General features: G+C 62.4%; 21 protein-coding genes and 7 pseudogenes. 15 read left to right on the forward strand and 13 right to left on the reverse strand.

Annotated elements, in window-relative coordinates; translation table 11 throughout:
• From LK03_RS00005 to LK03_RS00015, 3 pseudogenes are all read right to left on the reverse strand, one after another.
• A pseudogene (locus tag LK03_RS00005) lies at window positions 1–543 on the reverse strand (C40 family peptidase); the annotation flags it as partial.
• A 138-nt stretch (window positions 544–681) separates the two neighbouring features.
• Window positions 682–1,383, reverse strand: a pseudogene (hda, locus tag LK03_RS00010) (DnaA regulatory inactivator Hda).
• Window positions 1,384–1,571: 188 nt separating this feature from the next.
• Window positions 1,572–2,590 (reverse strand): annotated as a pseudogene (locus LK03_RS00015) (DUF2066 domain-containing protein).
• Between the two features lie 284 nt (window positions 2,591–2,874).
• Between LK03_RS00015 and purM the strand changes: the two are divergent.
• The 3 genes and pseudogenes from purM (at window position 2,875) to LK03_RS00030 (ending at window position 5,251) form a co-directional block, all read left to right on the forward strand.
• Window positions 2,875–3,931: pseudogene (purM, locus tag LK03_RS00020) on the forward strand (phosphoribosylformylglycinamidine cyclo-ligase).
• Window positions 3,931–4,542 carry a phosphoribosylglycinamide formyltransferase gene (gene purN / locus LK03_RS00025; protein ID WP_038410535.1) on the forward strand — a complete coding sequence of 204 codons (612 nt, stop codon included), beginning with the start codon at window positions 3,931–3,933 and terminating at the stop codon, window positions 4,540–4,542. The pseudogene purM and the gene purN overlap by 1 nt, the downstream one beginning before the upstream one ends.
• Before the next feature lie 8 nt (window positions 4,543–4,550).
• Window positions 4,551–5,251 (forward strand): annotated as a pseudogene (locus LK03_RS00030) (DUF3108 domain-containing protein).
• 35 nt (window positions 5,252–5,286) lie between these two features.
• On the opposite strand, the pseudogene LK03_RS00035 reads toward LK03_RS00030, so the two are convergent.
• From LK03_RS00035 to LK03_RS00045, 4 genes and pseudogenes are all read right to left on the reverse strand, one after another.
• Window positions 5,287–5,870: pseudogene (locus tag LK03_RS00035) on the reverse strand (tRNA-uridine aminocarboxypropyltransferase).
• A gap of 175 nt (window positions 5,871–6,045) precedes the next feature.
• Window positions 6,046–6,153, reverse strand: a complete 108-nt coding sequence (locus tag LK03_RS22700; protein ID WP_346423494.1) for a PA1414 family protein — start codon at window positions 6,151–6,153, stop codon at window positions 6,046–6,048.
• 217 nt (window positions 6,154–6,370) lie between these two features.
• Window positions 6,371–7,303, reverse strand: a pseudogene (locus LK03_RS00040) (DMT family transporter).
• 104 nt (window positions 7,304–7,407) lie between these two features.
• The gene (locus tag LK03_RS00045; RefSeq protein WP_038410536.1) at window positions 7,408–7,800 is read right to left on the reverse strand and encodes a hypothetical protein; all 393 of its coding nucleotides are present in this window, start codon (window positions 7,798–7,800) and stop codon (window positions 7,408–7,410) included.
• Between the two features lie 161 nt (window positions 7,801–7,961).
• Between LK03_RS00045 and LK03_RS00050 the strand changes: the two genes are divergently transcribed.
• The gene (locus LK03_RS00050; protein WP_038410537.1) at window positions 7,962–8,234 is read left to right on the forward strand and encodes a hypothetical protein; all 273 of its coding nucleotides are present in this window, start codon (window positions 7,962–7,964) and stop codon (window positions 8,232–8,234) included.
• Window positions 8,235–8,288: 54 nt separating this feature from the next.
• Here the strand turns inward: LK03_RS00050 and LK03_RS00055 are convergent, their stop codons facing one another.
• Complete coding sequence (locus tag LK03_RS00055; protein WP_038410538.1) at window positions 8,289–9,614, reverse strand: DEAD/DEAH box helicase; 1,326 nt, start codon at window positions 9,612–9,614, stop codon at window positions 8,289–8,291.
• Between the two features lie 138 nt (window positions 9,615–9,752).
• Here LK03_RS00055 and LK03_RS00060 point away from each other — a divergent pair, with 138 nt between their 5' ends.
• A complete protein-coding gene (locus LK03_RS00060) occupies window positions 9,753–11,072 on the forward strand; it encodes a mechanosensitive ion channel family protein (RefSeq protein WP_038410539.1) in 1,320 nt (439 codons plus the stop codon).
• A 254-nt stretch (window positions 11,073–11,326) separates the two neighbouring features.
• Here the strand turns inward: LK03_RS00060 and LK03_RS00065 are convergent, their stop codons facing one another.
• On the reverse strand, window positions 11,327–12,142 hold the full coding sequence (locus tag LK03_RS00065) for a hypothetical protein (RefSeq protein WP_156109497.1): 816 nt from the start codon (window positions 12,140–12,142) through the stop codon (window positions 11,327–11,329).
• 26 nt (window positions 12,143–12,168) lie between these two features.
• Window positions 12,169–13,155 (reverse strand): glycoside hydrolase family 75 protein, encoded by a 987-nt coding sequence (locus tag LK03_RS00070; protein ID WP_038410541.1) that lies wholly within the window; start codon window positions 13,153–13,155, stop codon window positions 12,169–12,171.
• 678 nt (window positions 13,156–13,833) lie between these two features.
• On the opposite strand from LK03_RS00070, the gene LK03_RS00075 reads away from it, so the two are divergent.
• A complete protein-coding gene (locus LK03_RS00075) occupies window positions 13,834–14,091 on the forward strand; it encodes a hypothetical protein (RefSeq protein ID WP_038410542.1) in 258 nt (85 codons plus the stop codon).
• A gap of 31 nt (window positions 14,092–14,122) precedes the next feature.
• On the opposite strand, the gene arfB is transcribed toward LK03_RS00075, so the two are convergent.
• Window positions 14,123–14,536, reverse strand: a complete 414-nt coding sequence (gene arfB / locus LK03_RS00080) for an alternative ribosome rescue aminoacyl-tRNA hydrolase ArfB (protein ID WP_038410543.1) — start codon at window positions 14,534–14,536, stop codon at window positions 14,123–14,125.
• A gap of 112 nt (window positions 14,537–14,648) precedes the next feature.
• Here arfB and LK03_RS00085 point away from each other — a divergent pair, with 112 nt between their 5' ends.
• The 9 genes from LK03_RS00085 to LK03_RS00125 all read left to right on the forward strand — a co-directional run bounded on the left by LK03_RS00085 (window position 14,649) and on the right by LK03_RS00125 (window position 23,157).
• The gene (locus LK03_RS00085; protein ID WP_038410544.1) at window positions 14,649–15,560 is read left to right on the forward strand and encodes a LysR family transcriptional regulator; all 912 of its coding nucleotides are present in this window, start codon (window positions 14,649–14,651) and stop codon (window positions 15,558–15,560) included.
• 102 nt (window positions 15,561–15,662) lie between these two features.
• Window positions 15,663–16,853, forward strand: coding sequence for a CaiB/BaiF CoA transferase family protein (locus LK03_RS00090; RefSeq protein ID WP_038410545.1), 1,191 nt, complete (start codon window positions 15,663–15,665; stop codon window positions 16,851–16,853).
• Window positions 16,850–17,785: a hydroxymethylglutaryl-CoA lyase gene (locus tag LK03_RS00095; protein WP_038410546.1), complete on the forward strand. Its 936-nt coding sequence runs from the start codon at window positions 16,850–16,852 to the stop codon at window positions 17,783–17,785. Before LK03_RS00090 ends, LK03_RS00095 begins: the two co-directional genes overlap by 4 nt.
• 90 nt (window positions 17,786–17,875) lie before the next feature.
• Window positions 17,876–19,210, forward strand: a complete 1,335-nt coding sequence (locus tag LK03_RS00100) for an MFS transporter (protein ID WP_028694762.1) — start codon at window positions 17,876–17,878, stop codon at window positions 19,208–19,210.
• A 54-nt stretch (window positions 19,211–19,264) separates the two neighbouring features.
• Window positions 19,265–19,585, forward strand: coding sequence for a hypothetical protein (locus LK03_RS00105; RefSeq protein ID WP_038410547.1), 321 nt, complete (start codon window positions 19,265–19,267; stop codon window positions 19,583–19,585).
• A gap of 157 nt (window positions 19,586–19,742) precedes the next feature.
• On the forward strand, window positions 19,743–19,991 hold the full coding sequence (locus LK03_RS00110; protein WP_028694760.1) for a CsbD family protein: 249 nt from the start codon (window positions 19,743–19,745) through the stop codon (window positions 19,989–19,991).
• A 167-nt stretch (window positions 19,992–20,158) separates the two neighbouring features.
• A complete protein-coding gene (locus LK03_RS00115; RefSeq protein ID WP_038410548.1) occupies window positions 20,159–20,875 on the forward strand; it encodes a hypothetical protein in 717 nt (238 codons plus the stop codon).
• A gap of 237 nt (window positions 20,876–21,112) precedes the next feature.
• Window positions 21,113–22,006 carry a serine hydrolase domain-containing protein gene (locus LK03_RS00120; RefSeq protein WP_038410549.1) on the forward strand — a complete coding sequence of 298 codons (894 nt, stop codon included), beginning with the start codon at window positions 21,113–21,115 and terminating at the stop codon, window positions 22,004–22,006.
• A gap of 218 nt (window positions 22,007–22,224) precedes the next feature.
• On the forward strand, window positions 22,225–23,157 hold the full coding sequence (locus LK03_RS00125; RefSeq protein ID WP_028694758.1) for a LysR family transcriptional regulator: 933 nt from the start codon (window positions 22,225–22,227) through the stop codon (window positions 23,155–23,157).
• A 25-nt stretch (window positions 23,158–23,182) separates the two neighbouring features.
• On the opposite strand, the gene madM is transcribed toward LK03_RS00125, so the two are convergent.
• Together madM and madL are read right to left on the reverse strand one after the other, a co-directional pair.
• Window positions 23,183–23,944 (reverse strand): malonate transporter subunit MadM, encoded by a 762-nt coding sequence (gene madM, locus LK03_RS00130; protein WP_038410550.1) that lies wholly within the window; start codon window positions 23,942–23,944, stop codon window positions 23,183–23,185.
• Between the two features lies 1 nt (window position 23,945).
• Window positions 23,946–24,401 carry a malonate transporter subunit MadL gene (gene madL, locus LK03_RS00135; protein WP_038410551.1) on the reverse strand — a complete coding sequence of 152 codons (456 nt, stop codon included), beginning with the start codon at window positions 24,399–24,401 and terminating at the stop codon, window positions 23,946–23,948.
• Window positions 24,402–24,448: the final 47 nt, after the last annotated feature.

The following is a 24,448-nucleotide window of genomic DNA, read 5'->3' on the forward strand; positions in this document are numbered from 1 at the left end:
ACCGCTGCGGCTGCTGCTGGAGTGAATGAACTGGTTATCGCCCCAGATAAATGCCGGCATGACTCACGCGGCCGCGACCATTGGTGCTGAAGAACAGCAGATCACCAGGCTTGAGCTTGTTGCGCGCAACCTTGGGCGCGTCGACGTTGATCATCTCGCGGGTCGAGCGTGGCAGCGACATGCCAGCCTCCTCGCGGAACAGGTAGCCGATAAAACCACTGCAATCGAAACCGGACTGTTCCGAAGTGCCACCGAAACGGTAGCGGGTGCCGATCAGCGCCATGCCGCGTTCGAGGATGCTGTCAGCCAGACCAGGCATCTGGTAAGGCTTGCTGGCGCTGGGGAAGGTGGGTTGCTCTTCGTCTTCGAGAATTGCCAGGTCTTGCTCGGTAAATACGGAAGAGGCCGATGGTTTGGCCTTGGCAGACGATTGAGCGGTGACCTGCGGTTGAACCTGCGGCTGGGTGACGGTGCTTTGCGAAGCACAGCCTAACAGCAGGGTCACAAGTGCTAGGGGCACGAGGGTGCGAAGCGATTTAGCATGAGCACGACCGTGGCATGGGTTTTGGAAGGTGGAAACTATGCCGTCTATCAGACCCATTTGCAAATTTTATGGAAAAAATGTGACTTTTCCGTTTTGCCGGGTTCAAAGGCATACTTCGGTCGTTAACACCCCAAGTATTACCAGCCCAAAGTTTCCTTCAAAAAGGAATGGTCAGCTTGCGTTGAGCCTGCAACGAGGCCTGATCGAGGCGTTCGAGCAAGTCGAACAAGGCGCTCATGCTGCGCGTGCCACGGGTGAGGATGAAATGCCCGACCTCGTCGGTCATCTGCAGGCCACGGCGCGAGGCACGCAACTGCAACGCGCGGAGCTTGTCTTCGTCGGAAAGGCCGCGCATCTGGAAAATCAGCGCCAGGGTCAGGCGCGACTTCAGATCAGGCAGGCGGATAGGCAATTCCCGCGGTGAGCTACTGGCCGCCAGCAGCAGCCGGCGACCGCTGTCGCGCAGGCGGTTGAACAGGTGAACATCGCCTCCTCCCAGTCCGCCTTGCCGGCAATCACGTGCAGGTCATCGATGCAGACCAGCTCGAACTGTTCCAGGTGGTCGAGCAACTCGACGCCGCGGTCGAGCAGCTGCGCCAGTGGCAGATACACCGCCGGTTCGCCCAAACTGCTGGAACGGTGGGTCGCCGCCTGCAGCAGGTGCGAACGCCCTACCCCTTGCTTGCCCCATAGATAGATGAGGCTTTCGTCCAGCCGGCATCGGCTTCGCACAGCCCGCTCGACATAGCCAAGCGCCGCCGCATTGGCGCCCGGTAGTAGTTGATGAAGGTGGCGTCGTCGCGCAAGCGCACACCCAAGGGCAACTGGATCGGTTTCATGCTGGCGGACGGTCACAGGGACCAGAGGGGCCTTAGGTGAAAAGTCGGCAAAGTCTATACCCGCCAGACAGGCCGCACAATCACGACGCCCGGCAGCCCAAGGAAAATCAACGGCTTGCGTAGCACCTAGGGTGAGTCCTGGATGTGCGCCCTCTATTAATGAAGGGCATCGACCCCTGCCCAGCCATTCACCAGCGCATCAACAATCCCTGGAACGGTGCCTGCGCCCCAGGTGCCGGCGGCGTGCCGCTCGGCGCGCCCTCGACCTGCACCTCATGCAGCTGTGCCAGGCCCAGTTGCGCGCGCAGCTGCTCACGACTGCCACTGACGTCCTAGGTGAAGGTGTCGCCCTGGGCCAGTTGCAGGCGCGCGGCGAAGCCTTCGAGCACGCGCTCCAGCTCGGCATAGCGGGCCAGGGTCATGCCCTCGACGCGCAGTTGCACGCCAGTGGCCGTACCGGGACGACTGACATAGCGCGGCGCCAGTCGGTTGCTTACCGCCAGCATCACGGCATCGGCCAACGCTGCCGGGTCGTCCCCCTGCGCGCTGCTTGCTCGTGCTGCTCGCCCAGCCATAACTGCCATTTGCCCTGCCAATGGCCATCGGCCTGCTGGGCGTGTACCGCCAGCAGCGCGTTGGCGCCGTAGCGTTCACCGGCCTCGCGCAGGGCTTTGGTCTTTGCCCTCCAGCGCCTGGCATCGGCCAGCAGTTGTTCCTGCAAATCTGCTAAGGGCAGGCGCAGCGGCAGGCCGCGGTGCTGGGCAGCGCGGCGCAGCGGTTCGGCCGCGCTTTGCCCATCGCCGATCAGGTTGCTGCCCTCGTCATTGTCGAACAGCCACCAGCCCAGAATCGAAGGCCGGTTGCTGCCCCACAACGCCAGCCCCGCCTTGCCCAGCGCCCGCTCGGTGCTGCCGGGGTCGAACTCCACCTGCACGGTCGGCGGCGATCCGCCGTCGAACGCGAACTGGCTGATGATCGGTTGCGGGTCCTGGCGCAGGCTGGCCAGCGCCGCGCTTTGTGCCGCCTTGGCGTCACCGGTCAGGCGCAGCACCAGGGTGTCGAAGGCTTGCCGCGTGGCCTGGCTACGCGCTTCGCTGCCTTGGCCGGACCACTTCACGCACGTGGTACAGCCGGAGACACTCTCGCCGTGGGCGAGGCTCGACAGCGCGACCAGGCAGGCCACGCTCAGGGTAGGGATCAGGCGCATGAACGATTCCTGTACAGATAGACGGTACCGGCGCAGGGGCCTTGCCCATATCCGACCCACGCCGCCGACTACCTTATAGGGGTGCTCGCCCGGCGCACCCTGCAGACGGGCTTTTTCTGCTTTTCCCACCCTGCCCGTCGGCCTGAGGATGGCCGCTGCCGGGCAAGCCTGATAAAATCGCGCGCCTTCGCAGACCGCTGACCGGTCAGGCAGCCGACACCTTCAGCCGGCCCTGGTCGTCGAGGTCGTTTTCCCGAATCCCTCCCTCCTAAAGGCCTGGATCAATGAGCAAGCAACCCTCCCTGAGCTACAAAGACGCCGGTGTAGACATCGACGCCGGCGAAGCACTGGTCGAACGCATCAAGGGCGTCGCCAAGCGCACCGCACGCCCTGAAGTCATGGGTGGCCTGGGCGGCTTCGGCGCCCTCTGCGAGATCCCGGCCGGTTACAAACAGCCGGTGCTGGTGTCCGGCACCGACGGCGTCGGCACCAAGCTGCGCCTGGCTGCTGAACCTGAACAAGCACGACAGCATCGGCCAGGACCTGGTCGCCATGTGCGTCAACGACCTGGTCGTGTGTGGCGCCGAGCCACTGTTCTTCCTCGACTACTACGCCCCGGCAAGCTCAACGTCGACGTCGCCGCCACCGTGGTCACCGGCATCGGCGCAGGCTGCGAGCTGGCTGGCTGCTCGCTGGTCGGCGGCGAAACCGCTGAAATGCCCGGTATGTACGAAGGCGAAGACTACGACCTGGCCGGCTTCTGCGTCGGCGTGGTGGAAAAGGCCGAGATCATCGACGGCTCCAAGGTCGCCACTGGCGATGCGCTGATCGCCCTGCCTCCTCCGGCCCGCACTCCAATGGCTACTCGCTGATCCGCAAGATCCTCGAAGTGTCGGCCACCGACATCGACAATACCCAGCTCGACGGCAAGCCGCTGGCGACCTGCTGATGGCGCCGACGCGCATCTACGTCAAGCCGCTGCTCAAGCTGATCAAGGACACCGGCGCGGTCAAGGCCATGGCCCATATCACCGGCGGCGGTCTGCTCGACAACATCCCGCGGGTACTGCCGGAAAAACGCCCAGGCGGTGGTCGATGTGGCCAGCTGGCAGCGCCCGGCGGTGTTCGACTTCCTCCAGGAAAAAGGCAACGTCGACGAACACGAAATGCACCGCGTGCTCAACTGCGGCGTGGGCATGGTCATCTGCGTGGCGCAGGACAGGTCGAGCGTTCGCTGGCGGTGCTGCGTGATGCCGGCGAGCAGCCGTGGGTCATCGGCCGCATCGAACAGGCCGCAGAAGGTGCTGCACAGGTCGTGCTGAACAACGTCAAGGCACACTGATGCCGGGCGATACCTGTGATGTCGTGGTACTGCTGTCGGGTTCGGGCAGCAACCTGCAGGCGCTGATCGACAGCAGCGCCGCGCCAGGCAGCAAGGTGCGGGTGCGGGCGGTGATCGCCAACCGCGCCGATGCCTACGGCCTGCAACGGGCCGAAGCGGCCGGCATCGCCACGGCGGTGCTCGACCACAAAGGGTTCGATGGGCGCGATGCCTTCGACGCAGCGCTCATGGCGCTGATCGACGGCTTCGCGCCGCAGTTGGTGGTGCTGGCCGGCTTCATGCGCATCTTGAGTGGCGGCTTCGTTCGCCACTACCAGGGGCGCCTGCTCAACATTCACCCTTCCCTGCTGCCCCTGTACAAAGGCCTGCACACGCACCAGCGCGCCTCGATGCCGGACGCTGAGCACGGCTGCAGCGTGCACTTCGTCACCGAGGAACTCGATGGCGGGCCTTTGGTCGTACAGGCAGTGATTGCGGTTGAACCTGACGACACTGCGCAGAGCCTTGCCCAGCGCGTGCATCGCCAGGAACACCAGATCTACCCGCTGGCCGTGGCGCGCGAAGGCGCGCGAGGGGCCGACCCGGCCAGCGGTCATTTGATTCGACCTTAGGAGAACGTATGCGTCGTGCCCTGTTCCTGGCTCTTGCCGTGCTCGCCCTGCCTTTGCAGGCCGCTGATCTGAAACCGTTCTCGGCCAGTTACACCGCCGACTGGAGCAGCTGCCGATGAGCGGCACCGCCGAGCGCAGCCTGGCGAAGAATGCCAACGGCACCTGGGACCTGAACTTCAAGGCCTCCATGATGATCGCCAGCCTGACCGAGCAAAGCACCCTGCGCATGGAGAACGACGCTGCAGCCGCAGACCTATCACTTCGAACGCGGCGGGCTGGGCAAGGCCAAGAAGGTCGACCTGAACTTCGACTGGAACGCCAAGAAAGTCACCGGTAGCGACCGTGGCGATGCCGTCAACCTGCCGCTCAACCGCGGCGTGCTCGAAAATCCTCGTACCAGTTGGCGTTGCAACACGACGTTGCCGCCGGCAAGAAAAGCATGACCTATCAGGTGGTCGACGGTGACGAGATCGACACGACGCCGCGTGCTCGCACTGAAAAAGTCGCGACCAAGACCGGTAACGTCGACGCGATCAAGGTCGAACGCGTGCGCGATCCGAGCCAGAGCAAGCGCATCACCGAGCTTTGGTTCGCCAAGAGCTGGGACTACCTGCTGGTGCAACTGCGTCAGGTCGAGACCGACGGCAAGGAGTACGTGATCGTCCTGCAGGACGGTTCGGTGGATGGCAAGCCGGTCAAAGGTAACTGATCCAATGCGGCTACGTCCCCCCGTTAGCGCCCCCTTCAACACGGGTGATTACGCGCGAACGTCTGCGCGCCATCGCCTCGATCTGCCCTCGATCAACGCCTCGAAGGGCCTGAGCAGTTCATCGACCTGCCCTGCCCCCAGCGCATTCAGCGCTGCACCACCGCCTCTACCGTCGACAACGCCCCTGCGCGCTTGCGCACGCGATAGCGCGACTCGCTGACCTGCGCCAGTGTACCCGCGGCAGTTCGGCCAGAGCCGGGTTCAGGTACAGCAACTTACGCGCTTTGCGCCAAGTGCCATCGGGGACCACCAGCAACAGCGGTTTGCCGCTCGATGCCATCGACGAATCCAACGCGCAGGCCTGCTCGCCAGGAAACAACAACACTGGGCGATAAGCGGGGTCGCTCAACCAACGCGACAGATCCTCGAACACCTCGCCCACCTCCAATTGGGCATTGGCAAGCCCGAGTGACGCCAGACGCGCGGTGTTCAGCGCATGGCCTGCCTCGCTGGCATGCTGCAGCAACAGTACACGCGTACGGCTCGGCAGATAGGGAATGAGTGCACAAAGGCAATGGCTGAGCGGGCGCTGACAGCGCCCGCAGCGGGGTCTGGACATGGGCTTCTCCTTGGCCGGCGCAGTGTGCCACAGGCGGCGGGGAAGCGTTGCTTGGGTGCAAAAGACGCATGGAACGTGCCAGCCATTCGCTACAGGGTTGTAGGAGCGGCTTTAGCCGCGAAAAGGGCCTGAAGGCAAAAGGCCGACGCTCGTGATGAGCATCGGCCCTGTGCAGTCAACGACGCCGTGGCTGGCGTCTGCGCGAGTCATCGTCGCTGGGGATCGGCACCGGTTGCAACGGCGGCGGTATCAGGCCGAGCGCGACGGCCAGATCATGGAACAGTTGTACATACGATCGTTCATAGTGCCCCCTTTTACGGGTAAGCCTCACGGCAAATCCTTACTGGCGATGCTTCGTACAGATCATAGTTGTTACAGCTGTACGTGCATGCGATTTATCTTACAGATGGAGGTAAGTTTGCCTTGGTTCAAGCCCAGCGGGCCAGTTCCGACGGTCCGGTGAACTGTTTCGCCTTGTTGCAACCTGGCGGTCTCGACACCTAGCCCAGTACGCGACGCAATTGCCCGCCTCACCCCACGGCTCCGCGCTGAACCAGCACCACCCCCGCCAGTACCAACAGCGCCCCCAGCACGAAGTTGGCAGTCAATCGCTCACCCAACAGCAGCACGCCCGAAACTCACCCCGAACAACGGCGTGATGAACGAAAACACCGCCAGGTTCGAGGCGAGGTATTTGCGCAGCAGCCAGAACCAGGTCAGGTAACTGACGAACGACACCACCACACCCTGAAACAGCACACTGCCCAGCGCCATCGGCGTAAAGCGCACGTCCAGCACCTGACCGCTCAGGGTCGCGATCAGCAACAGGCCAATGAAGGCCCACCAGCAGCTGATACAGCAGCGTCAGCGAGGCCGGCGCCTCAGACAGCCGCGAGCCACGCACCACCACCGTCGTCGCACCCCAGGCAAGGCCTGCGAGCAAGCCCAGAGCATCACCGAGCAGCATACGGGGTGTCCAATTCAGCCCACGACACGCCGCCGGCGAACGCCGTGGCAATGCCGCCGAAGGCCAGCAGGATACCCAGCCACTGTAAGCGCCGCAGCCGTTCGCTGGGCAAGGTCAGGTGCAAACCGAGGGCAGTGAAGATGGGCGCGGTGTACAGAAACACCGACATGTGCGCGGCGCTGGTCAGCTTCAGGCCCTCGGCGATGAACAAAAACTCCAGGCCGAACAGCCCGCCCGCCAACAGACCCGGGCGCCAGGTACACCCTAGCTGCATCCACTCCCGGCGCCAGCACACCAGCGCCGCTACCAGCACAGCGGCAATGCCTGAACGCAGCGCCGCCTGCATCACCGGCGCGATGTCCACCGCTGCCCATTTGATCAACACTTGCTGGCTGCCCCAGATCAGGCACAGCAGCATCATCAGCTGGAAGGCGAAGGCATCGGGTTGCTGGCGAGTCGCGCTCATGACCGACGCTGCTCAACGGAGTGATTCACGGGCAAACCCCTGTCGGTTGCGGTAAGCCCGCGATTATCAAGCGCTGAACATCGATGCGCCAGCGCTGGGCCAGGTCAGGCGATCTGCGCTTTGCTGGCCACGTCTGCGAAAGTTGCCTGATCCAGTGCATCGGGCTGCTCGTCGAGCACCTGGCGCGGGTGCTCAAAGCCCGGGATGCTGCTGTCGATCATGCTGATCAGCTGCGAGCCGCGGGCCGTGAGCACGAAGTTTTCGCCGTTGCCGCCCTCACTCTCGGGGCGACTTTCGATGAAGCCGCGATCGAGCAGCAGCTTTTCATACTCGCAGGCCCGAGTTTTCAGGCGATCGACGTCGCCCACCGGCTCGCCATTGGCGGCGAGCTCTGCCGCGTGCTGCTCGGCATAGGGTCGTGGCGTGAAATTCTGGTCTGCACCGTTTTGCACTTCGTGAAGCAGGCGCTCGATCAAGTTCCAGTCATAAGTGGTCATGGCGTTGGCCTCGCAGGCTGCAGGGTGAGTACAGGTCTTGGGACCGAAGCACGACGCTAGGTGTTCAGAAAGAACGCCGAGCGGCAACCCGGTCAGCTCGGCTGAACTTCATCGAGTCGCTCTGTTCCACCGCTTACATCGCCACAACCTGAGGACGTGCCATGAAACCCTTCGTGCAAGTGATCTGCGCTGCCAGCCTGCTGAGTGCCCTGCCAAGCTGGGCCTGCAGCCTGGAAGAAGCCACCGCCAAACGCGAGCAACTCGCCGGGCTGGTCACCCAGCTCACCGACCAGGACCCGCAGAAGGCCAAGGAAATCAACGAAGAGCTGCAAGGCATGAAGCTCGACAGCGCCAGCAGCGATTTCTCAAGCCAGTGCCAGCTCATCGATAAACGCATGCAGGAATTGAAAACCGCAGAGAAAAAGGCCGGCTGAGTCAGGCGCTGACGGTACAGGTCGAGCCTGTGCCGTCAGCATGACCGCGAGACGTTACTCAGCTGCAGGCGCGCGCTTTTTCAGTGGTGCCATGCCGTCAGCACTGGCCAATGGCGCATTGCGCGGCGCCTTGGCCGCCGGCTTGCGCTTGGCCGCGACCTTCTTGTCGCCGCCTTTCTTATCGGTGGTTTTCTTCTTTTTCACCCCGGCAGCCTTGCCCGATGCCTTGACCTTCTTCGGCCCGCCGTAGGTGCCTTTGACTTCCTTGATGACGCGGCGCTCGAACTGCTGCTTGAGGTAGCGTTCGATGCTCGACATCAGGTTCCAGTCGTTGTGGGTAATCAGCGAAATCGCCAGACCCTCGCCGCCGGCCCGGCCGGTACGGCCGATGCGGTGCACGTACTCATCGCCGCTGCGCGGCATGTCGAAGTTGATCACCAGATCGAGGCCGTCGATGTCCAGGCCGCGCGCCGCCACGTCGGTGGCCACCAGCACTTTCGAGCCACCTTCCTTGAAGCGCTCGATGGCCTGCTTGCGGTCTTTCTGATCCTTGTCGCCGTGCAGCACGAACGCCTTCACCTCTTTGGCCACCAGGTGACCGTAGATGCGGTCGGCCATGGTCCGGGTGTTGGTGAAGATGATCGCCTTCTTGAAGGTCTCGTTGCTCAACAACCACTGGACGATCTGCTCTTTGTGCTGATCGTGGTCGGCGGTGATGATCTGCTGGCGAGTGCCTTCAGCCAGTTGCGAAACGCGGTTGAGCATCAGGTGCTCAGGGTCGTTCAGCACCTTGCCGATCATGTCGCGCAGCGCCGCGCCACCGGTGGTGGCCGAGAACAGCAGGGTCTGCTGACGGTTAGCGCACTCTTTGCACAGGCGCTCCATGTCTTCGGCAAAGCCCATGTCGAGCATGCGGTCGGCCTCATCCAGCACCAGCACCTGCACGTGGGACAGGTCAAGATTGCCGGCATTGAGCTGCTCGAGTAGACGGCCCGGGGTGCCGATCAGCACGTCCGGCACCTTGCGCAGCATCGCGGCCTGCTCCTTGAAGTCTTCACCGCCGGTGACCAGGCCCGCCTTGATGTAGGTGAACTGGGCGAACAGCTGTACTTGCTTGAGGGTCTGCTGGGCCAGCTCACGGGTCGGCAGCAGGATCAGCGCACGGATTTCCACTCGCGGGCCTTGCAGGTCGACCAGGCGGTTGAGCATCGGCAGCACGAAGGCGGCGGTCTTGCCACTGCCGGTTTGCGCGGTTACCCGCAGGTCACGCCCTGCGAGGGCCAGGGGAATGGCCGCCGCCTGCACCGGGGTCGGCTCGACAAATTTCAGCTCGGCCACGGCTTTGAGCAGGCGTTCGTGCAGGGTGAGTTGGGAAAACACGGCGTAACCTCAGACAAGTAGCGGGAATTCGGCTGCATAGGGTAACGTTTTCCCCGGTCGGAGCCGAGTTTCTTTTGCTCCCCTTACCCGCGTGCCATCGCCGCACTCAATTTCGCTGCACAGGTTTTGCCAACGCTCATGAATTTCCAACAAATGTGGACCGACGCTCTGGATGTCTGGGGCACCCTCGATCAACACCCAATGCTGCACGCTGCCCTCGGCCTTGCCGTGCTGCTGCTGGTGTCTTTCCTGCTCGGGCGCCTGGCGCGCTTCGTGGTGCTGCACGGCGCTCGCCTGCTGGCGCGCCAGCCAGCGCTGCGCTGGGTCGACGACCTGCGCCACAACAAGGTGCTGCACCGCCTGGCGCAAACCGTGCCGTCGCTGGTCATCCAGTTCGGCCTGAAGTTGGTGCCGCAGCTCAGCCCCACCGCCCTGCACTTTCTCGACAACGTCGCCCTGGCCATCACGCTGCTGTTCCTGAGTCTGGCGCTGTCGTGCCTGCTCGACGCCCTGCTGGCCATCTACGCCCGCACCGAGCATGCCCGCACCCGCTCGATCAAAGGCTATGTGCAACTGGCGAAAATGGTGCTGTGGGTATTCGCCGTCATCATCATCGTCGCCACCCTGATCGACCGCTCGCCCTTGCTGCTGCTGTCGGGTCTGGGCGCCATGTCGGCGGTGCTGCTGTTGGTCTACAAAGACACCCTGCTGTCGTTCGTGGCTAGCGTACAGCTCACCAGCAACGACATGCTCCACGTCGGCGACTGGATTGAAATGCCCCAAGTCGGCGCCGATGGTGATGTGGTCGATATCAGCCTGAACACGGTAAAAGTACAGAACTTCGACAAGACCATCGTCTCGATCCCCACCTGGCGCCTGATGAGCGAATCGTTCCGCAACTACCGTGGCATGCAGCAATCAGGCGGCAGGCGCATCAAGCGCAGCCTGTTCATCGACGTGTCCACCGTGCGTTTCCTCACCCCCGATGAAGAACAGCGCCTCGGCGCCGTGCGCCTGGTCGGCGAGTACCTGGCGACCAAGCGCAAGGAACTGCACGAGTGGAACGAGGCCCAGGGCCTGGGCGAAGAACTGGCTGCCAACCGCCGCAAACTCACCAACATCGGCACCTTCCGCGCCTACGCCCTGGCCTACCTGAACAACCACCCCGACATCCACCCCAACATGACCTGCATGGTCCGCCAGATGCAGACCACCGCCGAAGGCGTGCCGCTGGAACTCTACTGCTTCACCCGTACCACCGCCTGGGCCGACTACGAGCGGATTCAGGGGGATATCTTCGATTACCTGCTGGCGGTGTTGCCGGAGTTTGGCTTAAGCCTCTACCAGCAGCCCAGTGGCAACGATATGCGGGTGGGGTTGGTGGGGCGTGGTGCACCGGCGGCGGAGCTTGAGACAGGGCCGGCGCAGCGCAGGCTAGAGCAGATGAGCGAGGCCTGAAGCGATTCGACGATGCCGGGCGTGGGTGGAAGAAACAGACTCAGCGCCCGGTTTCGATGACGGCAACACGTCGGATGACGCGGGCCTTCGACCTGGACGCTGTATCGGTCAGGCAACGTTTGTCTGGGGCCCCTCAATCGCGGCGCACATTCGCTTGCGCCCATGCTTCGGCATGGGTCACCGGTAATCCATGTTGCGCGTTGAAGGTCTGTTCCATGCTCCAGGCCACACCCCCGGCCCATGGAAAGTGTGTTCTATGGCTTGGCGCTACCGTTGTCGGATACTGGTGTGGCTACGGTGGTCGCATGACCTGTCGTCTCCACCCCTGTTGATGCGGCCTTATTCTCAGGATTGAGTCTTTTGGCCTTTTCTTCAATTGAGCTCTTCAAAAGATTACGTATCCCTGTCGGATGGCACCTTAAAAAATACTCATCCAACGCGGAAACAGCCGAATCGAAAGAATCGATGGTCTCGGGCCAGGTTTTATTCGGCACCATGATTCGACTGAGGATGCGAGCTTTATCGTTGGCTCTTGCAGACTGAACGAGTTCACGTAACAAACCGACGTCGGTCGACGCTAGAAAAGCACTGTTGTACGCATCGAACGAGGCCGAACCGAAGCCGAAGGCAGCACCTGTGGCGCCTGTTACCGCTGAGCCGGCATCGGCCAAGCCCAATATTGCGGAGGTCAGGCTGCCAACCAGTACCGTTTGCTTTTGAACATACTCGCGATGCGCTCGGGTGAAATCAATGCGTGAGAAATAATCGCCACACTGTAAGTCGTAATAGGTCATGCCGCTTTCCAAAAACTGTTTCAGATCACTGGCCTGAGGATTCGTCATGGCGGCCCTGTAACTGGTTTTGAACCGCGCTAGTTGATCTACAAACTTTACATCCCCATCGAGTTGCTTTTCCGCACGGCTATTCGGATCATTCGCCGCGGTCATTTGACCCTTGAGAGGGTTGCTGTCCTGGTAGGGGGTCTGCAAGTTTGGAAACCTACTGCAGCCGGAAACAAAAAACATCATGGACACCCAACACAACAGCGAGAAACCATAGGCCTTATCCATGTGATCACCCATTCTCGATTGAAGCATCAGTTAGACGTCGTCAGGGTGGAACATGCGTCAAGCCTGGCGACACCGCCCCACGCACTGAAGATCGCTTGGCCGTACTGGTCAATCTGGTCTTGAGTGACAGGTTGACCGCGTCCGAAGTGCTTCAAGACATCGTTGGCAGGGAAGACCAGATAATCGACGGATTTAACTGCCAGGTGCTTGATGTGCGAATACGTGTCCGTCGCTGCTACCGGTTTTCCCGACAGATAAGAGGTCAACGCAATACTCCCTTCTCCAAGCCCGTTCTCCGGGCCGGTATCGCCATGAATCGCATAAGCGATTTTCCCGGTCTTGTTATTCCTCAGAACGACCAGATCTCCGCCATCTGTGACGATCCCCTGGGATTCCCAGCGGGTATTCTTGGGATAGACGACGGCATGGATGGTCAGGCTATCTACATAAATACTCTGATTACACTTATCACCGGCCCCGAGTCTCACCTTTGTCTGAGACACGAAAAAACCTGTGTTATCGCCCTCCAATTGTATGCACGGGGTGGACCGCGTACCGCGAGTTGCCTTGGTCCAAGGAATGATGTTTCCAGTCAAGACCCTGGGGTACTTACTCGAATCGAAACCCAGAGCGCGCGCGCCCTCAAAGGCCGTGATATAGCTCATGTAGCATTTTTTATCACGCTCTCTGGCATTGCCCTTGGCACAGTCGATACGGTGGCCTGAAGCATCCCACGCAGAGGTGATGGCATTGACGATATTGTTGTATGCAAGCGTCTTACCGTGGGGATCATCAGGATGGTAAGAGCGTGCAGCACCATCGGTGTTGACACTCATGCGAGAGCGGTAATAGAGAGAGGGTATCTGCTCAGATGCGCTGTAGATGGTCTTGCCGGTGCCGTGATGCGTATAGGCCGGTGCCATTGCACATGACACGGTCGGTGGCTGTGCATACAGCGGACTGCCCAAACCGATAAAGAAAAATGAACAAGCTAGCGTTCTTGATAGCGCCATTTATTTTTCCTTGTTGACTGAACCTTTAGCGTTCCGCCTACCCCACGGTGGGTAATTACGGTTTAGTAGAGGAATCTGACACGTGCCAGCTCGCTGAAACGTTATTTTCGCACCCTGCTTCAATCCGCCTAAACAAGTTCTTTAGTTGTGCGATTCGAACGGGACGCCAAGGCTTCGGCTTAACGCCTGTGTGTATCGTTTATTTAACAAATCAGGCAAGCGCCGGACTATCCCGTCTCGGTAGCGCTACACCCAATGCCCAACTTTACAACCTGACTGAGACTGCCAACGCCAACGGCCAACTGCCCTTCGGTTTGCCCGCACGCGCCCTGCTGCCACGTCTCGACGCCGCAGCTCAATCCTGTAGGATCTTTCTGAATCCAACACCGAATCCTTCAAGATTTACACCGTGGCGAACTATCCTACGCGCCACGCCGAACCTTCGCCGTTGTCGGGAAAATGCTTCAGGACTAACGTCCACCGCGTCGTTTCGACGACCGGGTGTGAGAACCCGAACCGAGTAAGTTCAGCTGCCTTTCATGGTGGTCATGCGCGGGCAGACTTCGGTCTGGCCGGGGCTCCTTGCTCGCTCGGTTTCTCACCCCGCGTATGACCGCCACCCAAACCCGTGAGAAGGTCGAGTGGCGGTTTTTCTCTGACTTCGCAAGGACTTATCCGATGAAAAAGCCGATTCCTGATCCACCCTGCATCCGGAACACCTCCCACTACTACCTGATCAACCCCGACCTCAACCCCGCCGACGCCCTGACCCACACCCTGGAACTGATGTCCGGCATCAAAACCACCCTGGACGAATACATCTGCGCCAACGCCGGTGAGCCTGGTGTGCCGATGCTGGTCAACACGGTCCATCAGGTGCAGATGGTCCAGGCGCTGACCAGCTTCGTCTTGCAGCGTGATGAGCAGGCGCCGTGATGCCGTCTGCGAAGCCAGGAACACAACAGGCTTAGAAATCCACCTTCCCCCGCCCCGCCTTCACCGAACCTCGCCTGGCTTTACCGTCCAGACGACGCGTCTTGGAGCCGAGGGTGGGTTTGGTCGGGCGGCGTTTCTTTTCGGTCTTGCCGGCCGCCAGAATCAGCTCGGCCAGCCGCGCCAGGGCATCGGTGCGGTTCTGTTCCTGGGTGCGATACTGCTGGGCCTTGAGAATCAACACCCCGTCGGCGGTGATACGCGAGTCGCGCAGGGCCAGCAGGCGCTCCTTGTAGAACTCGGGCAGCGACGAGGCCTTGATGTCGAAACGCAAGTGCACCGCGCTGGAGACCTTGTTGACGTTCTGCCCACCCGCGCCCTGGGCGCGGATGTAGCTCAGTTCGATGTCGCTATCGGGCAGGTGCACGGAGTTGGAGATGATCAGCATGGGAGGGCCTTGGTGAGTTGGGCCATTATCACCGGCCACCCAGCTTCCAGCCACCCCGCCACTGCGCCACAATCCCTCCACCTTCTCCAACTGCGAACACGGGCACCCTCCCATGCTCTACCGCCACCTGATCAAGAAACTCGACCTCACCTCCCTGCACCTGCTGGTTTCGATCCACGAAGAAGGCTCGCTCACCAAAGCCGCCGAGCGGGAAATGCTTGCGCTGTCGGCGGCGAGCAAGCGCTTGCAGGAGGTCGAGCAGGTGCTGGGCATTGCCTTGTTCGAGCGCACCCTCAAGGGCATGAAGCCGACGGCGGCCGGGGAAACCTTGCTGTTCTATGCGCGGAAAATCCTCATGGATGTGGAGAAGATCAGCATCGACGTTGGCGAATACCTGGAGGGTATTCGGGGGCATGTGCGGATGATGGCCAATATCTCGGCGATCATCGAATTTTTGCCTGAAGACTTGCAGCGTTTCATGTCCAGCCATGGGCAGGTCAAGGTGCACCTTGAAGAGCGGCCCAGCGCCGGGGTGGTCAAGGGGGTTGGCGAGGGGGCAGCGGACCTGGGCATCTGCTCAGCCGACATCGACATCGGTGAACTGGTGGCGGTGCCCTACCGTCACGATGAGCTGGTGGTGGTCATGCGCCAGGATCACCCGCTGGCCGCGCACTCGCACGTGCCGTTTCGCGAAACGCTGGCGTTCGATCAGGTGGGGCTGCATACCGACAGCTTCATCAACCTGCGCACCCAGGCGGCGGCGCGCAGCGAGGGGAAGATACTCAAGCAGCGCATTCAGGTGCCCGGTTTCGACGGCGTGTGTCGCATGGTCCAGGCTGATCTCGGCATCGGCGTGCTGCCGCGCAAGGCCTTCGAGCTGATCGGCAAGCCGCTGGGCCTGTACGCCGCGGGCATCGACGACGACTGGGCGCAGCGCACGCTGTCGCTGGTGGTGCGCAATCGCGAGGGGCTGTCGCCGGTCAGTCGCCTGCTGTACGAGCATTTGTTGCACGATCAGCCTTGAGCCTTCGCGTTTGACGAAGGCCTGTCGAAAATTGGCGATTAGCCCGCGCGCAGGTGCATCACTAGGATTGGCCGAAATTCCAAGAAACTGAGGCCATACCCCATGACTGCATTGACCGGACTTCGGGTCATCGAGATCGGCACCCTGATCGCCGCCCCGTTCGCCGCCCGCCTGCTGGCCGAATTTGGCGCAGAGGTGATCAAGATCGAGTCCATGGGCAGCGGCGACCCCTTGCGCAAATGGCGCAAGCTGCACGAGGGCACCTCGCTGTGGTGGTACCTGCAATCGCGCAACAAGCAGTCGCTGGCGCTGAACCTCAAATCCGCCGAAGGCATCGACATCATCAAGCAGTTGGTCGAAAGCGCCGACGTGCTGATCGAAAACCTGCGCCCCGGCGCCCTGGAAAAGCTCGGCCTGGGCTGGGATGTGCTGCACGCGCTGAACCCCAAACTGACCCTGGTGCGCATCTCCGGCTACGGCCAGACCGGCCCCTACCGTGATCGGCCGGGTTTTGGCGCCATCGGCGAGGCCATGGGCGGCATCCGCTACACCACCGGCAGCCCGGACAGCCCGCCGGCCCGCGTGGGCGTCAGCCTGGGCGATTCGCTGGCCTCGATGCATGCGGTGATCGGCGCGCTGATGTCGGTGCTGCGGGTCAAGACCGGCCAGGGCGACGGGCAGATCGTCGATGTCTCGCTGGTGGAAAGCGTGTTCAACGTGATGGAAAGCCTGGTGCCGGAATACGCTATGCTCGGCCATGTGCGCGAACGCACCGGTGGCGCCCTGCCGGGCATCGCGCCGTCGAACACCTACCCCACCCAGGATGACGCCTTCGTGGTGATCGCCGGCAACAGCGACCCGATCTTCAACCGCCTGATGCGGGCAATCGGCCGGCCGGACTTGGCCGAGCGCGAGGACCTGCGCCATAACGACGGGCGCGCCCCGCAAAGCCAGATGCTCGACGACGCTATCAGCGCCTGGACCCGCAGCCACTCGATCGAGCAGGTACTGGCCGAGCTGGAGCAGGCCGAGGTGCCGGCCGGGCGCATCTATTCGGTCGCCGACATCGTCGCCGACCCGCACTACCAGGCCCGCGAGATGATTCTCGACACCACGCTGCCAGGCGGCGCCGAGGTGAAGATGCCCGGCATCGTCCCTAAGCTCTCGGACACCCCCGGCAAGGTCAACTGGCAGGGTCCGCAACTGGGCCAGCACACCGACGCGGTACTGGCCGAGCTGGGCCTGGATGCCGCGACCATCGAGCGCCTCAAGGCTGCGGGGGTGGTGCAATGATCGGCGACTACAGCGAGCGGCTGATCGTTCAGGAAGTCTCGCCCCGCGACGGTTTGCAGATCGAACCGCGCTGGGTCGAGACCGCCGACAAGATCGCCCTGATCGATCGCCTGTCCCTGGCCGGTTTTTCCCGTATCGAAGCCGGCTCGTTCGTCTCGCCCAAGGCCATTCCGGCGCTGCGTGACGGCGAGGCGGTGTTTCAGGGCCTGACGCGCCAACCGGGGGTCATCTACGTGGCCCTGGTGCCGAACCTCAAGGGCGCCCAGCGGGCGATCGCGGCCGGTGCCGATGAGCTGAACCTGGTGATGTCGGCTAGCCAGACCCACAACCGCGCCAACATGCGCATGAGCTGCGAGCAGTCGCTGCAGGCCTTCCGCGACGTGGTCACGGTGGCGGGCGAAACGCGCCTGAGCCTCAACGGTTCGGTGGCGACGGCCTTCGGTTGCCCGTTCGAGGGCGCCATCAGCGAAGACCGCGTGTGCGCGCTGGTGGATCACTACCTCGAGCTGGGCATGACGGGCATTTCCCTGGCCGACACCACCGGCATGGCCAACCCGCGCCAGGTCGGACGGCTGGTCAGGCGCGTGCTCGAGCGGCTGCCGGCGGCGCAACTGACCCTGCATTTCCACAACACCCGGGGCCTTGGCCTGTGCAACGTACTGGCGGCCTATGAGGCCGGTGCGCGGCGCTTCGATGCCTCGCTCGGCGGGCTGGGCGGCTGCCCGTTCGCCCCCGGGGCGTCGGGCAACATCTGCAGCGAAGACCTGGTCAACCTCTGCGACGAGGTCGGCATCGATACCGGCATCGACCTGTCCCTGCTGCTTGAGCTTTCCCGCACCTTGCCGGCGTTGCTCGGCCACGACCTGCCCGGGCAGGTGGTCAAGGCAGGGCGCAACTGCGACCTGCACCCAGCGCCGAACTTCGACGCCTGAACCGTATGGGCCGCCCCGCCGCGGCCCACCGGCACCATCCAGAACACAACAACAATCAAGCTCGAACATGGGCTGATCTGGAGATTGCACATGAGTCTGACTGCGACTGCTTCCACCGATTTGACCGACGATTCAACAAGAGAAAAAGCCCTGGTGCGCCGGGTCGCCTGGCGCCTGATGCCGTTGATCATGGTCTGCTACCTGTTCGCCTTCTTCGACCGCATCAACATCAGCTTCGCCAAGTTTCAACTGCAGGCCGACCTGTCGCTGAGCGACACCGCCTATGGCTTGGGCGCGGGGCTGTTCGTGGTCGGTTACGTGCTGTTCGAAGTGCCGAGCAACATGATGCTGTACAAGGTCGGGGCGCGCCGCTGGATCGCGCGGATCATGATGTCGTGGGGCATCGCCACCGCGCTGATGATGTTCGTCACCCACGAATGGCAGTTCTATGTGCTGCGCTTCGTGATCGGCGCGATGGAGGCCGGTTTCGCCCCTGGCGTGCTGTACTACCTGACCCTGTGGTTCCCGCAGAGCTACCGCGGGCGCATCACCTCGACGCTGTTCCTGGCCTCGGCCTTCGCCGGCCTGCTCGGGGCGCCGGTGTCTGGCTTCGTGCTGGGACACATGGACGGTCTGCTCGATCTGCGCGGCTGGCACTGGCTGTTTCTGGTCGGTGGCATTCCCTGCCTGCTGCTCGGCGTGCTGGTGCTGAAGATGCTGCACGACCGCATCGACGACGCGCCGTGGCTGAGCAGCGATGACAAGCGTTTTCTCTCCAGCCGTATCGCCCGGCACGAAGCCAACAGCCACGGCTCGCTGCTGGCCGCCATCCGTTTGCCCGGCTTCCTGCTGCTCGGGCTGATCTACTTCCTGATCCAGGTGGCCTCCTACGGCCTGAACTTCTGGGCTCCGCAGCTGATTCGCAGTTCGGGTGTGGAAGACCCGCTGGAGATCGGCTTCATGACCGCCGTGCCGTACATCTTCGGCGCGCTGACCATGATCGTCGTCGGGCGGCTGTCCGATGCCAGTGGCGAGCGGCGCAAGTTCGTCTGCGCCCTGGTGGTGGCCGGCGCGCTGGGCTTCTTCAGCGCCGGGGTGTTCGCCCAGCACGTGTGGCTGCTGATGACATCGCTGGCACTGCTCGGCGGTGGGGTGATCGCCTCGATCCCGGCGTTCTGGGCACTGCCGCCGAAACTGCTGGCCGGTGCCGGGGCTGGGGCTGCGGGCGGGATCGCGCTGATCAACACCATGGGCCAGTTCGGCGGCATCGTCAGCCCGGTGATGGTCGGCTACATCCGCGACATGACCGGCAGCACCACGCCTGCGCTGTACGTGATCGGCGGTGTCGGCCTGTTCGCCGCGGCGCTGCTGTACTGGGCGCTGCCTGAGCGGTTGCGTACCAAGGATATCGCTCAGAACGGCTAAAGCGCCTCAGGCAAGGTGCCGATAGACAGTAAACCCCTGCATCGGCACCCCACCATGAAACCATCGCTGCTGGCGCTGGCTGTACTCTTGGCCGCCCTGGCCACTCCGGCCCTCGCCCTGCAAGGTCCGGTCAGTGACGATCAGGTGGCGCAGCGCATCATCGACCAATCCATCGCCGCCTACCCCGGCCCCTGCGCCTGCCCCTACAACCGCGCCCGCAACGGCAGCAGTTGTGGCCGGCGCAGCGCCTACAGCCGGGCAGGCGGCTACGACACGCTGTGCTACCGCGAGGATGTCAGTGATGAGGACATTCAAGCGTATCGACAGCGCCATGGGCTCACGCCAGGGTCGGGTGTCGGCAAGCGCACGCAGTGAACGGCCTCTGCCCCAACGCCGCACGCTTGAAATGCTGACCTTCGATGGCGCAAACAAGTTGAACCATCGCCCGCCTCCCCCGCCCTAACCCTGTGCAACTTATTCCCCGCTCGGGCCAAGCCTGAGCCGTCCATCCATGCACAGAGGTTCACTCATCATGAAAACTGAACAGGTCGAAGGCACTGTAGAGAAAGTGGCCGGCAAAGCGCAGAGCGCAGTGGGCAAACTGTTCGGCGACTGCAAACTGCAGGCCGAAGGTGAAGGCCGTCAGGCCTCCGGCCAACTGACCCAGGCCTATGGCGATGCGCTGGACAGCGTGTCGAGCTTCGTCAAGGAAAAGCCAGTGGCCGCCGCCGCAATCGGTGCCATCACCCTGCTGGTGCTGGGCCGCCTGCTGCGCCGTTGAGCCCAACACAACGGCGCGTGCCCGACACGCTGCCGTGAACCCCGTGCTCCTGATCGAGACTCGATCGTGGAGCATGGGGCATTTGTACACCGCTGACGTCACCGATTAACCCTTTCAAAGTCGCTCATGGATTAACGCGTCTGTGTCTGCCAAGGATTAGCTTGCACATGCCATGCCCCACCGAAACCTTTCTGCACATCATTGCGCAGATCGAACACACTTATCGTCATGAACTGACCGAGAAACGAAAGCAACGCGCCGGAGGTCGAGCCGTTCGCTTGGAGCTCCGCTATTTCTGGTTTGCAATAATCGCACCTTCGATTCTGGCAATCACAATCGCCGGTATCGGCGGGCTATTTGCCATGGATGACCTGTTTGTTGTCAGTTGGATACTGATCGCATTGTCGTATCTATCATTGTTGCTGTATCCCTTCGTGACGCTCTACCTGTATCGCGAGTCAGTGAAGAAAGTGTTGTTCAGTCCATTTGGTCAGTTACTGGAAGCCAACGTCCGGCACCTAATGGCGGCGGACGCGCGCCACCTTCCTGATCTTCTGGCTCTGGACGCACAGACACTAAAGGTGGGCCTTCTTGAGCTCAAAAGTGGGCGGGACGCCCTGTCGATGCGGACACACCTTGTCTGCGGCGCATTGCACAAAGTCGGCATCCTGCCAGGACTGCTGGCGCTGATTCTTGGGCTTGCCCAGGCACTGGAGGCTTTCAACGCACTCGCGATCACGGTGCCCATGGACTGGTTTTTCGCCATCGCCGTGATCAACCTGTTCTTCTTCATGTTGTCCGGCTACGCGCAAGTACTGCTAGGCCACCACACGCGCATGATCGCGCTGTGCGAGCTGGCAATCGAGCTGAAAGAGGCTTCGTGAACCAACGCCAAGACCCTACCGGGACAGATGCAGACCTGCGCACCTCGGTATACGTGCGCGCAACTCTCAACCTAACTCAATAACCCTCCGCGCAGACGTCAGCCACTCACCAAGCTCAGACAATTTGCTCTTGATCCCGGGCAGGTGCGAGCTGCCACCGTATCCTGAGACACTCGCTGGTCCTATCGTCGAAGCCTTCGCGGTTTTCAAACCTGCGCAGTAGAGGGATCTCCCAGAATGTTCTACGCCACACTATTAAACGGTGAACCGTTGTCTGAGCAACCTTCACGAATCGTTGTCCCGTGGTGGAGCTTCACCAAGCCAGTGCTGGCCGCAGCGGCGCTTTCACTTGTTCGTGATGGACTGATCCAGCTTGATGATCCAGTTCAGGAAGGTCACTTCACCCTGCGCCAACTGCTCAAACACCAGGCCGGACTTGCCGACTACTCCGAGCTGCCGGAGTACCACGCAGCCGTTGCCCAGGGCCAGACGCCATGGTCAGCCGATGAAATGATGCACCGCCTTGACGGTTACAGCTTGCGCTACCGGCCAGGAGCCGGCTGGCGATACTCGAACGTTGGCTACATGCTCGTTGCCCGACTGATCGAGCGGGTCACGGGACTGGGCATTGAGCAGGCACTGATCCAACGCGTTTTGTCGCCACTGGGTTTGACACAAGCCCGACTGGCCAAAACGTCGGAGGACCTGGCTGAGGTCTATCCGCAAGGCCTGGCGTCCTATGATCCTGGCTGGGTTTATCATGGTCTGCTGGTGGGGCCGCTCACAGAGGCCGCAGCGTTGCTGGACCGTTTGCTGGGCGGAATGCTTCTCCCTCGTTCGTTGCTCAGGGACATGCAGGAGGCATTCGTACTCGGCGGCCCCCTGCCGGGAAGGCCGTGGGCAACTGCGGGCTATGGGCTGGGGTTGATGATCGGCGAAAGCGAATGTGGACACAGACTTGCTGGACACACTGGGGTCGGGCCAGGTGGTGTTATCGCGGTATTTCACTATTCCAGTGACAATCAAGCGGCAACGTGCGCTGCGTTCAGGGCAGACGGCGCCGAAGGGATGGTTGAAGCAGCCGTTCTGGAACACCTTCTGGCTGCTGTTGGAACCGGTGAACGTCGGTGAATGCACTGGCGCAGGCCCAGTTGCGGAGCGCTCTACAGTGCTGGCAGTCGGGTTATTTCGCAGCCTTTCGCGGGTAAACCGCAGCGGCGGACCGTCCGCTCCTACAGTGAGCTGACTGGCATTAGCCCGCATTTGCCCGCCCACCCACAAACCCCTTAGTCTGCCCCTCCCGACGCAAGCGATCCCCATCCCGCGTCACCGCTGCGAACAGGTACGCCATGCAAATCGACGAAGAGCTCACCCTGAAGAAGCTCGAAACCTTCCTCGCCTTCATGCACAGCGGCAACCTGGCGCGTGCGGCGAGTGCGTTGAACACCAGCAGCGTCAGCGTGCACCGGGCCATTCACTCGCTGGAAAATGCCCTGCGCTGCCCGCTGTTCAAGCACCAGGGGCGTACGCTCATACCGTTGGAAAGCGCCTATGTGCTGGAAGAAAAAGCCCGCAAGCTGATCCAGGACACCAGCGAAATGGTTCGCGCCACCCGTGAGGCGGCGGGTTTTTCCGCCGAGCGTTTCAAGCTTGGCACGCTGTATTCGCTGACGGTCAAGACCGTGCCGCAGTTGATCATGGGCCTGAAGCTGCGGCGCAGCGAGCTGAACATCGACCTGACCCTGGGCTCGAACGTCGACCTCATGTACCGGCTGAAAAACCTCGAACTGGACGCCATTCTGGTGTCGCTCAACGACAGCACCTGCGACCCGGCCTGCGAGCAATTGCCGCTGTTTTCCGACGACATCTTCCTGGCCGTGCCGAACGAATCGCCCTTTGCCGAGCAGGCCGAGGTCGATCTGGCAGACCTTGCCAGCGCGACGTTCATTACCTTGAGCCAAGGCTTTGCCACCCACAGTGATGGCGAGCGGGTGTTCGAGCAGGCCGGGTTCGAGCCGAACGTGGCGATGCAGGTGAATGACATTTTCACCCTGCTCAGCCTGGTCAGCTCGGGTGTTGGTTATGCGCTGCTGCCGGGGCGGATTTCTGCGGTGTATGAAAACCGCATCCGCCTGATTCCGTTGCAGGCGCGTTATCGCTCGCAGCAGCACATCGGCGTGCTGTTCCTGAAAACCCGCGAGCGCGACCCGAACCTGCTGGCGCTGGTCGCCGAGTGCCGCATGTACAGCCTGCAACGCGAAGCGTCCGGCCCGGCGGACTGACCCCGGGCCGAGCGCTGCGGGCGGCTCAGCCGACCAGGCCGCGCACGCAGAAGTACAGCAGCGAAGGCCCGAGCAGGCAGCCCAGCCCGGTGTGGAAGGTGGCGGTCAGGGCGCCATACGGCACCAGGCGCCGGTCGGTCGCCGCCAGCCCTGCAGTCACGCCGCTGACCGTGCCGGCCAGGCCGCCGAAGACCATCGCCGAGCGCGGGTTGTCCAGCGCCAGCAGGCGCGCCGATACCGGGGTGAAGACCATCACCAGAATCGCCTTGATCAAGCCAGTGGCGATCGACAAGGCCATGACATCGGAGCTTGCGCCCAGCGCCGCGCCAGTGATCGGCCCGACGATGTAGGTCACCGCGCCTGCACCGATGGTGGTGATGCTCACCGCATCGCGGTAGCCGAAGCTCCAGGCCACCAGGGCGCCGACGATGAACGGCAGGATGGTGCCCAGCAGCAGCGCCACGGCGCCGATCATGCCGGCCTTGCGCGCTTCGGTGGCCTGCACTTCGAAGGCGGTGGCGACGATGGCGAAATCGCGCAGCATCGCCCCGCCCATCAGCCCGATCCCTGAGAACAGCGTGAGGTCGGCCAGGCCTTTCTGCCCACCGGTGAGGGTACCGCCGACCCAGGCCAGCACCAGGCCGATGACGATGGCGATCGCCGAACCGTGCACCCGGCCGAAGGTCAGGCGCTTGGACAGCACCACGGAAATCCACATCACCGCACCGACCACGGCGAACGCGGTGATCAGGCTGTTGTGCTCCAATGCATTGAGGATCAGTTCCATGTCAGCGCCCTCCTGCCGGGCTGGCCGTGACTGCGGCCTTGCCTGCGGTGTTGGCCGCCACTTCGCCGTCGAGCACGGCCGGCTGCAGTGGCTCGAGCGGTTCACCGCGATGGGTGCGGCTGATCAGCGCGATGGTCAGGCCGCACAGCAGCACCGAGCCGACCGCCGCCACCAGCGCCACCGGCCCGCCATGCAGGGCGGTGACCACGTTCTGCTGCGCCGCCATGGCCACCACGATGGGAATGTACAGCGCGCCCCAGAAGCCCACGCCCAACTCGCATTCCTTGCTCATGCCGCCATTACGCTGCATGTACAGGCGGGCGACGATCAGCAGGATCATGGCGATGCCCACCCCGCCGACGTTGGATTTCACCCCCAGCAGCACACCCAGGAAATCCCCGAGGATGACCCCGGCGAGGGTGCACAGGGCCAGTAAAGCCACACCATAGATAATCATTGTCGTTGTCCTCGTTTTCAGTCGAAGTTGCTTGTTGTTGTTCTTCG

This window comes from Pseudomonas cremoricolorata (assembly GCF_000759535.1).
Taxonomy (GTDB): domain Bacteria; phylum Pseudomonadota; class Gammaproteobacteria; order Pseudomonadales; family Pseudomonadaceae; genus Aquipseudomonas; species Aquipseudomonas cremoricolorata_A.